This window comes from Kitasatospora sp. NPDC101183 (assembly GCF_044767945.1).
GTDB lineage: Bacteria > Actinomycetota > Actinomycetes > Streptomycetales > Streptomycetaceae > Kitasatospora.
Map to the genome: position 1 here is coordinate 58,330 of NZ_JBIWOW010000018.1, position 14,303 is coordinate 72,632.

At 73.2% G+C, this 14,303-nt stretch carries 14 protein-coding genes; 8 read left to right on the top strand and 6 right to left on the bottom strand.

Annotated elements, in window-relative coordinates; translation table 11 throughout:
- The first annotated feature begins 20 nt into the window (after positions 1–20).
- A complete protein-coding gene (gene hemW / locus ACIRRS_RS25025) occupies positions 21–1,250 on the top strand; it encodes a radical SAM family heme chaperone HemW (RefSeq protein WP_402974762.1) in 1,230 nt (409 codons plus the stop codon).
- An 18-nt stretch (positions 1,251–1,268) separates the two neighbouring features.
- Here hemW and ACIRRS_RS25030 read toward each other — a convergent pair whose 3' ends face one another.
- The 6 genes from ACIRRS_RS25030 to htpX all read right to left on the bottom strand — a co-directional run bounded on the left by ACIRRS_RS25030 (position 1,269) and on the right by htpX (position 4,864).
- Positions 1,269–1,670 carry a PIN domain nuclease gene (locus ACIRRS_RS25030; protein WP_402974765.1) on the bottom strand — a complete coding sequence of 134 codons (402 nt, stop codon included), beginning with the start codon at positions 1,668–1,670 and terminating at the stop codon, positions 1,269–1,271.
- Positions 1,667–1,900, bottom strand: coding sequence for a type II toxin-antitoxin system VapB family antitoxin (locus tag ACIRRS_RS25035; RefSeq protein ID WP_402974768.1), 234 nt, complete (start codon positions 1,898–1,900; stop codon positions 1,667–1,669). The genes ACIRRS_RS25030 and ACIRRS_RS25035 overlap by 4 nt, the downstream gene beginning before the upstream one ends.
- A 57-nt stretch (positions 1,901–1,957) precedes the next feature.
- Positions 1,958–2,785, bottom strand: a complete 828-nt coding sequence (locus ACIRRS_RS25040; protein WP_402974771.1) for a DUF3097 domain-containing protein — start codon at positions 2,783–2,785, stop codon at positions 1,958–1,960.
- A gap of 125 nt (positions 2,786–2,910) precedes the next feature.
- Entirely contained in the window at positions 2,911–3,306 is a 396-nt protein-coding gene (locus ACIRRS_RS25045; RefSeq protein ID WP_402974774.1) for a contact-dependent growth inhibition system immunity protein, read from the bottom strand.
- Between the two features lie 18 nt (positions 3,307–3,324).
- Positions 3,325–3,915: a hypothetical protein gene (locus ACIRRS_RS25050; protein WP_402974777.1), complete on the bottom strand. Its 591-nt coding sequence runs from the start codon at positions 3,913–3,915 to the stop codon at positions 3,325–3,327.
- A gap of 28 nt (positions 3,916–3,943) precedes the next feature.
- Positions 3,944–4,864 carry a zinc metalloprotease HtpX gene (gene htpX, locus ACIRRS_RS25055; RefSeq protein ID WP_402974779.1) on the bottom strand — a complete coding sequence of 307 codons (921 nt, stop codon included), beginning with the start codon at positions 4,862–4,864 and terminating at the stop codon, positions 3,944–3,946.
- 288 nt (positions 4,865–5,152) lie between these two features.
- On the opposite strand from htpX, the gene hrcA reads away from it, so the two are divergent.
- From hrcA to ACIRRS_RS25090, 7 genes are all read left to right on the top strand, one after another.
- Positions 5,153–6,187, top strand: coding sequence for a heat-inducible transcriptional repressor HrcA (gene hrcA / locus ACIRRS_RS25060; RefSeq protein WP_402974782.1), 1,035 nt, complete (start codon positions 5,153–5,155; stop codon positions 6,185–6,187).
- Between the two features lie 69 nt (positions 6,188–6,256).
- Positions 6,257–7,393, top strand: a complete 1,137-nt coding sequence (gene dnaJ, locus ACIRRS_RS25065) for a molecular chaperone DnaJ (protein WP_402974785.1) — start codon at positions 6,257–6,259, stop codon at positions 7,391–7,393.
- Positions 7,394–7,488: 95 nt separating this feature from the next.
- Positions 7,489–8,238, top strand: a complete 750-nt coding sequence (locus tag ACIRRS_RS25070; protein WP_402974788.1) for a 16S rRNA (uracil(1498)-N(3))-methyltransferase — start codon at positions 7,489–7,491, stop codon at positions 8,236–8,238.
- Positions 8,239–8,328: 90 nt separating this feature from the next.
- The gene (locus ACIRRS_RS25075; protein ID WP_402974791.1) at positions 8,329–11,571 is read left to right on the top strand and encodes a PDZ domain-containing protein; all 3,243 of its coding nucleotides are present in this window, start codon (positions 8,329–8,331) and stop codon (positions 11,569–11,571) included.
- A gap of 95 nt (positions 11,572–11,666) precedes the next feature.
- Positions 11,667–12,020, top strand: a complete 354-nt coding sequence (locus ACIRRS_RS25080) for a histidine triad nucleotide-binding protein (RefSeq protein ID WP_402974794.1) — start codon at positions 11,667–11,669, stop codon at positions 12,018–12,020.
- Between the two features lies 1 nt (position 12,021).
- Complete coding sequence (locus ACIRRS_RS25085) at positions 12,022–12,945, top strand: ribonuclease Z (protein ID WP_402974797.1); 924 nt, start codon at positions 12,022–12,024, stop codon at positions 12,943–12,945.
- A gap of 218 nt (positions 12,946–13,163) precedes the next feature.
- Complete coding sequence (locus ACIRRS_RS25090; RefSeq protein ID WP_402974800.1) at positions 13,164–14,297, top strand: PhoH family protein; 1,134 nt, start codon at positions 13,164–13,166, stop codon at positions 14,295–14,297.
- Positions 14,298–14,303 lie beyond the last annotated feature (6 nt).

Consider the following 14,303-nt stretch of genomic DNA (forward strand, 5'->3'; position numbering starts at 1 on the left):
CCGTACGGGACAATGGGCTCATGCCCTCCGCACTCCCCGACGGCGACCCGGTGCCGTCCGACGGTTCCCTGCCCGCGCACGCCCTCACCGGGCTGGGCTCGCGGCCGTTCGGCTTCTACCTGCACGTGCCGTACTGCGCCAGCCGCTGCGGCTACTGCGACTTCAACACCTACACCGCCACCGAGCTGCGCTCCTCCGGCGCCGTCGCCTCCCAGGAGACGTACGCGGACAACGTGGTCGCCGAGGTCCGCCTCGCGCGGCGGGTGCTGGGGGACGCGGACCTGCCCGTGCAGACCGTCTTCCTCGGCGGCGGCACGCCGACCCTGCTGCCCGCCCGGGACCTGGTGAAGATGCTCGCCGCGATCCGCGAGGAGTTCGGGCTCGCGGACGGTGCCGAGGTGACCACCGAGGCCAACCCGGAGTCCGTCGACCCGGCCTACCTCGCCGAACTGCGCGAGGGCGGCTACAACCGCGTCTCCTTCGGCATGCAGAGCGCCCGCCCCCACGTGCTCCAGCTCCTCGACCGCCACCACACCCCGGGCCGCCCCGAGGCCTGCGTCGCCGAGGCCCGCGCGGCCGGCTTCGAGCACGTCAACCTCGACCTCATCTACGGCACCCCCGGCGAGAGCGACGACGACTGGCGCGCCTCCCTCGACGCCGCGATCGGCGCCGGGCCCGACCACGTCTCCGCGTACTCCCTGATCGTCGAGGACGGCACCCGCCTCGCGGCCCGCGTCAAGCGCGGCGAACTGCCGATGATCGACGACGACGTCCACGCCGACCGCTACCTCATCGCGGAGCAGGCCCTCACCGCCGCCGGCTACTCCTGGTACGAGGTCTCCAACTGGGCCACCACCCCCGAGGGCCGCTGCCGCCACAACGAGCTCTACTGGACCGGCGCCGACTGGTGGGGCGCCGGCCCGGGCGCCCACAGCCACGTCGGCGGCGTCCGCTGGTGGAACGCCAAGCACCCCGCCGCCTACGCCCGGTCCCTGGCGGAGAGCCGCACCCCGGCCCAGGCCCGCGAGGTCCTCACGGACGAGGACCGCCGGGTGGAGCGCATCCTCCTGGAGCTGCGGCTGGAGCAGGGCATCCCCCTGGACCTGCTCACCGAGACGGGCCTCAAGGCCGCTGCCCGCCACCTGGCGGACGGCCTCCTGGCACCGGACACCTACGAGCGGGGCCGCGCCACCCTCACCCTCCAGGGCAGGCTGCTGGCGGACGCGGTCGTGCGTGACCTGGTGGACTAGGGCGTGTCAAGACACGCCCTAGCAGATCCGTCGCACGGGCTGGCCGGTGAGTCCGGCGATGGTCTCGAAGTCGGCGTCCTGGTGGAGAACGGTGAGCTTGTGCTGGGCTGCGGTGACGGCCACCAGGAGGTCGACCGGGCTGGCGCACTGGTGCCGACTCGACTGCGCGAGCCGTTCCTGCAGTTCAGAGGCCACCTGCCAGACGTCGTCCCGCAGGTGCTGGTACGGGAAGAGCTCCCGCAGCAGGCCGACCGCCTCGAAATAGGTGGTTCGGCCGCCCACCGCCCGCAGGTACTCCTGGCGTACGGGTTCGCACAGCAGCACCAGTCCGGCGGTGACCGCCTCATCCCAAGCCGATCCGGTCTGGCCGCGCATCAGCCGCACCAGGGCGCTGGTGTCGATCAGGAACTCCTCGCTCATGCGGCCGACCTACCGGCCTCGCCCGGCTCCTCCGGGTAGCCGATGACGGAGAAGTCGATGTCGCCGTCGGCCACCATCTGCCGCATGCGGGCGAGCGCGGCCGCGCGGCGTCTGCGATCCGCGATCTCCCGGAGCGCGGCGTTGACAGTGTCCTTCTTGGTGGTGGTGCCGAGGTAGCGCGCCGCGTCGGCGAGCGCTTCGTCGTCGAGATCGATCACAGTGCGGGACATCGGACCTCCCAGGGCGGCGTATATCTCTTTCCAGAATAGGATATACGCACGGCGGGGTCAGTCGGGCAGGGCGGTGAAGTCGATCAACTCTTCGACTCTTCCCAGGAGTTCGGGCTCCAGGTCCCTGTAGGAGTTCACCTTCGACAGGATGTGCTTCCACGCCGCCGGGGTGTCCACCGGCCATCCCAGGCGGCGGCAGGTGCCCTCCTTCCAGTCCTCGCCCCTCGGGACGGCGGGCCAGGCGGGGATGCCGACGCTGGAGGGTTTCACGGCCTGCCAGATGTCGATGTAGGGGTGGCCGACGACCAGGACCGAGTCGCCGGTGACCTGGGCGGCGATGCGGTGCTCCTTCGTGCCCGGGAGCAGGTGGTCGACGAGGACGCCGAGGCGGCGGCCGGGGCCCGGGGCGAACTCGGCGACGATGGCGGGCAGGTCGTCGATGCCCTGGAGGTACTCGACGACCACGCCCTCGATGCGCAGGTCGTCGCCCCAGACCCGCTCGACCAGCTCCGCGTCGTGCCGCCCCTCCACGTAGATGCGGGACTCGCGGGCGACCCGGGCGCGCGCACCGGGGACGGCGAGCGAGCCGGAGGCCGTCCGCGCCGGGGTGCGCGGCGCGGAGGCGGCGACGGGGCGCACCAGGGTGACGACGCGCCCCTCCAGCAGGAAGCCGCGCGGGACCATCGGGAACACCCGGTGCTTGCCGAAACGGTCCTCCAGGGTGACGGTGAACCCCTCCGCCGTCTTCTCGCACCGCACCACCGCCCCGCAGTACCCGGTGGCCGCCTCCTCCACCACCAGGTCCCGCTCCGCGGGCACCTCCGGGGCGGGGGCCTGGTTCTTCCACGGAGGGGTGAGGTCTGGTCCGTACTGGCGGCTGCGCATGCCCGCGAGTCTACGGACGGTCAACCGTGTGGGAGAGTACGGGCGATCACGAGTCCTGGGGGTGGGATCGGTGCGCAGGCGGGAGTGCCGAAGCCGGGGCGGCTCCCCCGGGCCCGAGCGAGGAATCACAACGCTCGGAAGTGCTCCACCGCTTGTTCGAGGGACGGTGTGAGGCCACTCAGCTCCGAGACGATCAGGCGGAGCTCACGCCGGAGTTCGGGCGAGTCGTGCCAGCTCTCCGGACTCCTGGAGAGTACGGCGGCCAGCAGATCGCCTTCGTACATGTCGCCCTCGGCCATCGGATCATTCCGGAGCACCTCCAGGGCCAGGGGCAGGAGGTAGGGAAGGCCCACGTCCTGTCCGATCAGCAGACGCAGGTCCTCGACGTTCAGCTCGCCGATCGGCTTCCGGCGAAGCAGGTGCGCGGTTGCCATCAGGCGGGTCCCGTTGCCCGACGGAGCTGGCCAACGGTCGTGCTCCAGCTCCTCAAGCGATCGGTCACGGTTCACGAGTGGAGTCACCGGGGGATCGTCCCATGCTCAGTCCGCCATGCCCGGGGCGCCCCACAGGGGGAACCAGCGGCTGAGGTCCTTCTCCAGCCGCAGGTCGTTGCCGAGCATCGCGTTGATCTGGAGCTCCAGGGGGCTGTTGCGGCGCTCGCCGCCGCCGGGCATCGGGGCGAAGGGGTAGAAGGTGCCGCGCTTGTAGAGGTAGACCAGGGCCAGCGACTGCCCTTCCGCGTTGCGGAAGCCCACGAGCGAGCAGAGCAGCTGCGGCCCGAAGCCGTTGGCCTCCAGCTCGCTGTTGACGGCGTGCAGGTCGTTGACCAGCTCGGGGAGTTCCTCGGGGCGGTGGCGGGCGAGGAGCCAGGAGTAGCCGTAGCCGTCCTTGGAGGCCTCGACCGGGACGCCGCCGCGCTCGGTGTCGGCGTCCAGCAGGGCCCGCACCTGCTGTTCGACCTGGACGAAGGCCGCGCCCTCGACGGCCGCGAAGCAGACGGAGCCCAGCCCGGTGGGGAGGAACCCGGCGCCGGCCTCCAGGGTGAGGGCGGCGGAGGGGATGCCGAACAGCTGGTCGAGGTCGGGTTTGACGGGCTTGGTGCGGCCGAACAGGGTGTCGAGGAATCCCACGGCGGTCCTTTCCGGGTCGGGGGAGGGCTCAGCGGCCCAGCTGCTCGGAGATCTTCGCCAGCTGCTCCAGCCGCTTCTCCAGCGACGGGTGGGTGGAGAGCAGCTGCGAGGCCGTCTCCTTGGCGCTGAGCGCCGGGGCGAAGTAGAAGGCGTTGTACGGCTGCGCCTGGCGCAGGTCCTTGGTGGGGATCGCCGCGATCTGCCCGGTCACCTTGGTCAGTGCCGAGGCCAGGGCGCTGGGTCGGCCGGTGAGCTGGGCGGCGGCCCGGTCGGCGGCGAGTTCGCGGTAGCGGGAGAGCAGCCGGGTGAGCAGGAAGCTGATGGCGTAGACGACCATCGACACCAGCGGGATGACCAGCGCGAGGATGGCCGCGTTCTGGTCGTTGTTGTTGCGCCCGCCGCCCATGAACCCGCCGTACATGGCGAGCCGGGTCATGGCCCCGGCGAGCACGCCGAGGAAGCCGGCCACCGTCATCACCGCGACGTCCCGGTGCGCGACGTGGGAGAGTTCGTGGGCGAGGACGCCCTCCAGCTCCTCCGGTTCGAGTCGGCGCAGCAGCCCGGTGGTGACGCACACCACCGCGTTCTGCGGGTTGCGGCCGGTGGCGAAGGCGTTGGGCATGTCGGTGTCGGCCACCGCCACGCGGGGTTTGGGCATGTCGGCCAGGGCGCAGAGCCGGTCGATCGTGCCGTGGAGTTGGGGGTACTGTTCCGGGCTCACCGGCCGGGCGCCCATGGCCCGCTCGGTGATCTTGTCGCTGAACCAGAACTGGGCCACGAACAGCCCGCCGGAGATCAGGACGATCAGCGGCCAGGCGCCGCGCAGCAGCGCGATCAGCAGACCGGTGAAACCGACGTACAGCAGCCCGATCACGAACATCGTCGCCACCATGCGGCTGGTCAGGCCGCGGTCCGGCGCGAAACGGGTGTGCTGGCCCGAGCTCGACATCGCTTGCTCCTCCGTTCGCCGTCGCTTTCGATGCTGCCACCCGGACGGCCCCGGAGCACCACCCCCGCGCCGGGACTTGTCCGCGGGAGGGTGGCGGGACCGGAACTGCGGGCAGGATCACCCCGGCCGGGCCGTTCCTGGGGGAGGACCCGGGCCTTACACTGGCAGGTACGGTTCTGGCACTCGAATGCACAGAGTGCCAGGGTCGGGATCCTCCTCCGGGGGCGGTCCGAGCCATCGAAACAGGGACACGGACGGACAACGTGCGAAGAGGGAGGTGCGTGCCCCATGGCCGGTGAGGTCCGCCAGCTGGACGAGCGCAAGCTGGCCGTGCTGCGCGCCATCGTCCAGGACTACGTGGGTACCGAGGAGCCGGTCGGCTCCAAGGCCCTGGTGGAACGGCACAACCTCGGCGTCTCCCCGGCGACGGTGCGCAACGACATGGCGGCGCTGGAGGAGGAGGGCTATATCCACCAGCCGCACACCAGCGCCGGGCGCATCCCCACCGACAAGGGCTACCGCCTGTTCGTCGACCGCCTCGCCGAGGTCAAGCCGATGAGCGCCCCGGAGCGCCGGGCGATCCGGCACTTCCTGGACGGCGCCGTCGACCTGGACGACGTGGTCGCCCGGACGGTGCGCCTGCTCGCCCAGCTGACCCGGCAGGTCGCCGTGGTGCAGTACCCCTCGCTGACCCGCTCCACCGTCCGGCACATCGAACTGGTGGCGCTGGCCCCGGCCAAGGTGATGCTGGTGCTGATCACCAACACCGGCCGGGTCGAGCAGCGGATGGTCGACTGCCCGGGCACGGTCGGCGAGACCGTCCTGGCGGACCTGAGGGCCAGGATCAACGCGCACGCCGCCGGCCAGCGGCTGCCGGACGTGCCGGGGCTCCTGGAGGAGCTGCCGGCCATGTTCGAGCAGGTCGACCGGCCGACGGTCACCACCGTCCTGGCGACGCTCTTCGAGGCGCTCGCCGAACAGAACGAGGAGCGGATCATGCTGGCCGGCACGGCCAACCTGACCCGCTTCGGGCACGACTTCCCGCTGACCATCCAGCCGGTGCTGGAAGCCCTGGAGGAGCAGGTCGTCCTGCTCCGCCTCCTGGGTGAGACCGCGGACGCGGGGATGACGGTCCGGATCGGCCGAGAGATCGCGTACGAGGGGCTGAATTCCACCTCCGTCGTGTCCGTCGGTTACGGTTCGGGCGACGAGAGCGTGGCCAAACTGGGAGTGATCGGTCCGACCCGGATGGACTACCCGGGCACAATGGGGGCGGTGCGAGCGGTGGCACGGTACGTGGGTCAGATCCTGGCCGAGTCGTAGCAAACCCCCGTCAGACGGCTGACGGGTCCGATCGCAGCACTACTACAGGCGGAACAAGCGGAGCATTTGGTGGCCACGGACTACTACGCGGTACTCGGCGTCCGACGGGATGCGGGGCAGGACGAGATCAAGAAGGCGTTCCGGCGCCTGGCGCGCGAACTGCACCCGGACGTCAACCCGGACCCGAAGACGCAGGAGCGGTTCAAGGAGATCAACGCCGCCTACGAGGTGCTCTCCGATCCGCAGAAGCGCCAGGTCTACGACCTCGGCGGGGACCCGCTGTCCCCGGGCGGCGGAGCGGGCGGCTTCGGCGCGGGCGCGGCGGGCTTCGGCTTCTCCGACATCATGGACGCCTTCTTCGGCGCCGCGGCAGGCCAGCGCGGGCCGCGCTCGCGCACCCGCCGCGGCCAGGACGCCATGATCCGGCTGGAGATCACCCTGGAGGAGGCCGCGTTCGGCACCACCAAGGAGCTCCAGGTCGACACCGCCGTCACCTGCACCACGTGCAGCGGCGAGGGCGCGGCCCCCGGCACCTCGGCGCAGACCTGCGACATGTGCCGCGGCAAGGGCGAGGTCTCCCAGGTCACCCGGTCCTTCCTGGGCCAGGTCATGACCTCCCGCCCCTGCCCGCAGTGCCAGGGCTTCGGCACCGTCGTGCCGACCCCGTGCCCGGAGTGCGCCGGCGACGGCCGGGTCCGCGCCCGCCGCACCCTGACGGTCAAGATCCCCGCCGGTGTCGACAACGGCACCCGCATCCAGCTGGCCGGCGAGGGCGAGGTCGGCCCCGGCGGCGGCCCGGCCGGCGACCTGTACGTCGAGATCGCCGAGACCAGCCACACCGTCTTCCAGCGGCGCGGCGACGACCTGCACTGCACCGTCACCATCCCGATGACGGCCGCCTCGCTCGGCACCCAGGTGCCGCTGCAGACCCTGGACGGCCTGGAGGAGGTCGACATCCGGCCCGGCACCCAGTCCGGCCAGTCGATCCCGCTGCACGGCCGGGGCATCACGCACCTGCGCGGCGGCGGCCGGGGCGACCTGATAGTGCACGTCGAGGTGCAGACGCCCACCAAGCTCGACCCCGAGCAGGAGGAGCTGCTGCGCCGCCTCGCGGTGCTGCGCGGCGAGGAGCGGCCCTCCGGGCAGTTCGCGCCGGGCCAGCAGGGGCTGTTCTCGCGTCTGAAGGACGCCTTCAACGGCCGTTAGCCACACCGCGGGAGGGTGCCGGGGCCAGTTCGTCTCTTTGGAGGGGGCCCGGCACCCTCTTCGCGTTCCCGAACCGACCCGGAGGTACCCCCGCCATGACCGCGCCCGTCTTCGTCGTCGAGACCGAGCGGATCGCCGCCGCCGCGCCCGGCGCGCTGGTGCGCCTGGACGGGCCCGAGGGGCGGCACGCGGCGGCGGTGAAGCGGCTGGCGGCCGGGGAGGCCGTCACCCTGGCGGACGGGCTGGGCCTGGGCGTGGAGGGCACGGTCGCCGAGGTGCACGGCAAGGACGCGATCGACGTGGCCGTGACGGCGGTGCGCCGCGAGGAGCCGCCGGCGCCGCGGATCGTCGTCGTCCAGGCACTGCCGAAGGGCGACCGGGGCGAGCTGGCCGTGGAGACCATGACCGAGGTCGGGGTGGACGCGGTGATCCCCTGGTCGGCCTCGCGCTGCATCACCCAGTGGAAGGGCGAGCGCGGCGCCAAGGCGCTGGCCAAGTGGCGCTCCACCGCCCGGGAGGCGGGCAAGCAGTCCCGCCGGCTGCGCTTCCCCGAGGTCGGAGAGCCGATGACGACGAAGCAGTTGCTGCCCCTGCTGGAGAAGGCCGCCTTCGCCGCCGTGCTGCACGAGGAGGGCGCCGAGCCGCTGGCGCTGGCCGAGCTGCCCGGGAGCGGGGACGTGGTGCTGGTGGTCGGCCCGGAGGGCGGGGTGTCGCCGGAGGAGCTGGCCGCCTTCGCCGAGGCGGGCGCGAAGCCGTACCGGCTGGGCCCGTCCGTGCTGCGCACCTCCACCGCCGGGGTGGCGGCCGGCGCGCTGCTGCTGGGGCGCACCGGCCGCTGGAGCTGAAGGCCCCGGACGTTCGCGCGTCAAGCCAGAGCCCCGGAAGTTTGGGCGTAAAGCCAGCGCCCGGCACCGGCGGCTGCCTACGCTGGCCGGGTGACGGACTCCCTGAGCACCCCCGCGGGCGCCTATCCGCGCCACCCCCACCTGCACGGTGACCTGGCGGCCTTCGTCGCCGAGGACGACATCTGGCTCGCCCCGCTCGACGGCGGCCGCGCCTGGCGGCTGACCGCCGACCACCTGCCGGTCCACCACCCCCGCTTCTCCCCGGACGGGCGCCACCTGGCCTTCTCCTCCACCCGCGACGGCGCCCCCGAGGTGCACGTGCTGCCGGTGGACGGCGGCCCCTCGCGGCGGCTCACCCACTGGGGCAGCGACCAGACGCGGGTGCAGGGCTGGACGGCCGACGGCCGCCCGATCGCCACCACCGCCGCCGGTCAGGCGAGCCTGCGCCGCACCTGGGCGTACGCCGTGCCCCTGGACGGCGGCGAGCCGCAGCGGCTGCCGTACGGGCCCGTCGGCGGGCTGGCCTTCGAGCCGGGCGAGGGCGGGCGCGTGCTGCTGGCCTCCGCCAACCGCGAGCCCGCGCACTGGAAGCGCTACCGGGGCGGCCGGGCGGGCAAGCTGTGGCTCGGGACGGAGGGCGGCGAGTTCGCCCGCGTCCACGAGGCGCTGGACGGCCAGCTCGACTCCCCGATGTGGGTGGGCGGCCGGATCGCGTTCCTCTCCGACCACGAGGGCGTCTCCGAGCTCTGGTCCAGCCTCCCGGACGGCTCCGACCTGCGCCGCCACACCGCCGACCCGGAGGGCTTCTACGCCCGCAACGCCACCACCGACGGCGCCCGGGTGCTCTTCCACCGCGCCGGCGAGCTGTGGCTGCTGGACGGCTTGGAGGGTCCCGAGCCGCGCCGCCTGGACCTGAACCTGTCCGGCTCCCGCACCGGCCGCCACCGTCGCCCGGTGCCCGCCGCGCACTGGCTGGAGACCGTCTCGCCCGACCGTACGGGCCGTGCCGGCGCCGTCGTGGTGCGCGGCGGCGTGCACTGGCTGACCCACCGCGAGGGCCCCGCCCGGGTTTTGGACGAGACCCCGGGCGTGCGCGGCCGCCTGGCCCGGGTGGTGCCCGGGGAGGACGGCGCCCAGGGCGTCCTGTGGGTCTCCGACGCCGAGGGCGAGGACGCCCTGGAGTTCGCCCCCGCCGTGCAGGGCGCCGAGCGCCGCCGCCTCGCCGCCGGGCAGCTGGGCCGGGTCAACGCCCTGGCCGTCTCCCCGGACGGCAAACAGGCCGCGATCGGCGTGCACGACGGCCGCGTCCTGCTGGTCGCCCTGGCCGACGGCACCGTGCACGAGCTGGACCGCAGCCTGGACGGCGAGGTCAGCGGCCTCGCGTTCAGCCCGGACTCGGCCTGGCTGGCCTGGTCCCGTCCGGTGCACGGCCTCGGCCCGTACTCGCTGCGCCAGATCGTGCTGGCCAACCTCGCCACCCGCACCGTCAGCGAGGCCACCCAGCAGCGCTTCTTCGACTCCTCGCCCGCCTTCACCGCGGACGGCCGCTACCTGGCCTTCCTCTCGGTGCGCAACTTCGACCCGGTGTACGACGCCCACGGCTTCGACCTGGCCTTCCCCGGCGGCTGCCGCCCGTACCTGATCACCCTGGCCGCCGACACCCCCTCCCCGTTCGGGCCGCAGCGCGCCGGGCGCCCGATCGGCGGCGAGGAGGACGAGCCGCGCGCCAAGAAGGCCGAGGGGGAGGAGGGTTCGGCCGAGACCGCGCCCGTCACCCGGGTCGACCTGGACGGCATCGTCGACCGGATCGTGCCCTTCCCCGTCGAGGGCGGCCGCTTCGGCCGGCTGCGCGCCGCCAAGGACGGCGTGCTGTGGACCAGGGCCCCGCTGCTCGGCGAACTCGGCGACGACGCGGCCTCGTTGGACGCCGACCGGCCCCGGCCGGTGCTGGAGCGCTTCGACCTCAAGAAGCGCCGCATCGAGCAACTCGTGCACGGCCTCGACGACTTCGCGGTCAGTGGGGACGGCAGCCGGGTCGCCGTGGTGGACGAGGGCGAGCTGCGGATCGTCCCCGCCGACCACAAGTCGGGCGGCGACGAGGACGAGACCACCGTCGACCTCGCCCGGCTGCGGGTGACCGTCGACCCGGCCGCCGAGTGGCGGCAGATGTACGCCGAGAACGGCCGCCTGATGCGCGACAACTTCTGGCGCCCGGACCTCGGCGGCGTCGACTGGGCCGGCGTCCTGGAGCGCTACCGGCCGCTGGTCGAGCGGGTCGGCTCGCACGACGAGCTCGTCGACCTGCTCTGGGAGGTGCACGGCGAGCTCGGCACCTCGCACGCCTACGTGATCCCGTACGGCCGCTACACCGAACCCGCCCGCCGCCAGGGCCTGTTGGGCGCGGACCTCGTCAAGGACGGCGAGCACTGGCGGATCGCCCGCATCCTGCCCGGGGAGTCCTCCGACCCCCGGGCCCGCTCCCCGCTGGCCGCGCCCGGGGCGGCGATCCGGCCCGGGGACGCCGTCCTCGCCGTCAACGGCCGCCCGGTGGACCCGGTCACCGGCCCGGCGCCGCTGCTGGCCGGCACCGCCGGGCAGCCCGTCGAGCTGACCGTCGCCGGGAAGGACGGCACCGACCGGCGCCACCCCGTCGTCGTCCCGCTCGCCGACGAGGAGCCGCTGCGCTACCACGACTGGGTGGCCGGGCGCCGGGCCGCCGTGCGCGAGCTGTCCGGCGGGCGGCTCGGCTACCTGCACATCCCCGACATGCAGTCGGCCGGCTGGGCGCAGCTGCACCGCGACCTGACCACCGAGATGGCCCGCGAGGGCCTGATCGTCGACGTCCGGGAGAACCGGGGCGGCCACACCTCCCAGCTGGTGATCGAGAAGCTGGCCCGCCGGATCGTCGGCTGGAACGTCGCCCGGGACACCGAGCACCCCGTCCCGTACCCGATGGACGCCCCGCGCGGGCCGGTGGTCGCGCTCGCCGACGAGCTCTCCGGCTCGGACGGCGACGTCGTCAACGGCGCGATCCAGGCCCTGGGCATCGGCCCGGTGGTCGGCACCCGGACATGGGGCGGGGTCATCGGCATCGACAGCCGCTACCGGCTGGTCGACGGCACGCTCGTCACCCAGCCCAAGTACGCGTTCTGGCTGGAGAACTACGGCTGGGGCCTGGAGAACCACGGCGCCGACCCGGACGTCGAGGTGCCCTTCGCCCCGCACCACTGGGCCTCGGGCGAGGACCCGCAGCTCGCCGAGGGCGTGCGCCTGGCCCTCGCGGCCCTGGCCGAGACCCCGGCACGCACCGGCCCGACCCTCCCTCAGGTCTGAGCGAAGGCGCGGGAGCGGGGGCCACGGCGCCCGCTCCCGCGCGCTAGGCTGCGCCCGTACGGACCGCAGGGACCCGCGAACCGAGGAGAGCGAAGATGGCCGGCGAGCCGCAGCCCGACTGCCTGTTCTGCAAGATCGTGGCGGGCGAGATCCCGGCGACGGTCGTGCGCAAGACCGAACGCGTCCTCGCCTTCCGCGACATCGCCCCCAAGGCCCCCGTGCACGTCCTCGTCATCCCGCACGTCCACTACCCCAACGCCGCCGCGCTGGCCGCCGCCGAGCCGCGGATCGCCGGCGAACTCCTCGCCGAGGCGGGCGAGGTGGCCAGGGACGAGGGCATCGAGGACTACCGGCTGATCTTCAACACCGGTGCGGGCGCCGGGCAGACAGTCTTCCACGCCCACGTGCACGTGCTCGGCGGGACGTCGATGACCGAGCGCATGGTCTGACGTGTCCCAGCGCGAACTCGTCGTCCTCGGCACCGCCAGCCAGGTGCCCACCCGGCACCGCAACCACAACGGCTACCTCCTGCGCTGGGACGGCGAGGGCCTGCTGTTCGACCCCGGCGAGGGCACCCAGCGGCAGATGCTGCACGCCGGGGTCACCGCCACCCAGATCACCCGGATCGCCGTGACCCACTTCCACGGTGACCACTGCCTGGGCCTCGCGGGGGTGATCCAGCGGATCAACCTGGACCGCGTCCCCCACCCGGTGGACGTCTACTTCCCGGCCTCCGGCGAGGTCTACTTCGAGCGGCTGCGCCACGCCACCGCCTACCACGAGACCGCCGTCCTGCGCCCCCGCCCGATCGACGAGCCCGGCCCGCTGCCCGCCCCCGGAGCCCGCTTCGCGCTGGACGCCGTCCGGCTCGACCACCCCGTGGAGTCCTTCGGCTACCGCCTCGCCGAGCCGGACGGGCGCCGCCTGGTGCCCGAGCGCCTCGCCGCGCTCGGCGTCCGGGGCCCGGCCGTGGGCCGCCTCCAGCACGAGGGCTCCGTCGAGGCGCAGGGCCGCACCGTCACCCTCGCCGAGGTCAGCGAGCCCCGGCCCGGCCAGACGTTCGCCTTCGTGATGGACACCCGGCTCTGCGAGGGCGTGTACGAACTCGCCCAGGACGCGGACCTGCTGGTCGTCGAGGCCACCTTCACCGACGCCGACGCCCGCCTCGCCGAGGAGCACGGCCACCTCACCGCCGGGCAGGCCGCCAAGGTCGCCGCCGAGGCCGGGGCGCGCACCCTGGTGCTGACCCACTTCTCCCAGCGCTACCCCGACCTCGGGCAGCACCTGGCCGACGCCCGCAAGCACTTCGACGGGGAGCTGGTGCTCGCCGAGGACCTCGCCCGGGTGCCCGTGCCGGCCCGCCGGACCGCGTGAACGGCCCGCTGGTCGGCGTGAACGGCCCGCCGGACCGCGTGAACACCGTGCACATCCGGGAAAAGCACTCGCATCGCTCCTCGATCTGCCCGAGCATCGTCGGGTGCGGCCCCGCCGCCCGCCGCGGCGATCACGCCCGCGGCGTACCCTGGTGCCCCGGAGAGACCGAGCGGCACACGAGACCACGGATGGGATGAGGCAGGCCCCAGGGCCGACCCATGAGTGACACACCGCAGACCCGTACCAACGGACGGTCGCGCCCCGAGCCGGCCGACGACGGCCGCGTCAGCGCCCGGTTCGTCATCCCCGAGAAGCACCCCATGGTCACCCTCCTCGGCACGGCGGACTCGCTGCTGCGCGTGATCGAACAGGGCTTCCCCGCCGCCGACATCCACGTCCGCGGCAACGAGGTGACCGCCACCGGCGAGCGGGCCGAGGTCGCCCTCGTCCAGAAGCTCTTCAACGAGATGATGCTGGTGCTGCGCACCGGCCAGCCCCTGACGGAGGACTCCGTGGAGCGCTCCATCGCCATGCTCCGAGGCCAGGAGCAGGACCCGGACAGCCCGGCCCCGTCCGAGGTGTTCACCGCGAACATCCTCTCCAACCGCGGCCGCACGATCCGCCCCAAGACCCTCAACCAGCAGCGCTACGTCGACGCGATCGACAAGCACACCATCACCTTCGGGCTCGGCCCGGCGGGCACCGGCAAGACCTACCTGGCGATGGCCAAGGCCGTCCAGGCCCTCCAGGCCAAGGAGGTCAACCGGATCATCCTCACCCGCCCCGCGGTCGAGGCCGGCGAGCGGCTGGGCTTCCTGCCCGGCACCCTCTTCGAGAAGATCGACCCGTACCTGCGCCCGCTCTACGACGCGCTGCACGACATGATGGACCCTGACTCCATCCCGCGCCTGATGGCGGCCGGCACCATCGAGGTCGCCCCGCTCGCCTACATGCGCGGCCGCACCCTCAACGACGCCTTCATCATCCTGGACGAGGCCCAGAACACCTCGCCCGAGCAGATGAAGATGTTCCTCACCCGCCTCGGGTTCAACTCCCGGGTGGTCGTCACCGGCGACACCAGCCAGATCGACCTCCCGGGCGGCACCCGCAGCGGCCTCAAGGTCGTCCAGGAGATCCTGGCCGACGTGCCCGACATCCACTTCTCCGTCCTCACCAGCACCGACGTGGTCCGCCACAAGCTGGTCGGCCGGATCGTGGACGCGTACGAACGCTGGGACGCCGTGCAGGAGGCCGAGCAGAACGCCCCGGCCGACCGCAAGCCCGCCCAGCGGCGCCCCGGCAAGACCGCCGCGGCGCGCGCACCCCGACAGTCCCATCGCACCGAAAGCTGAGTAACC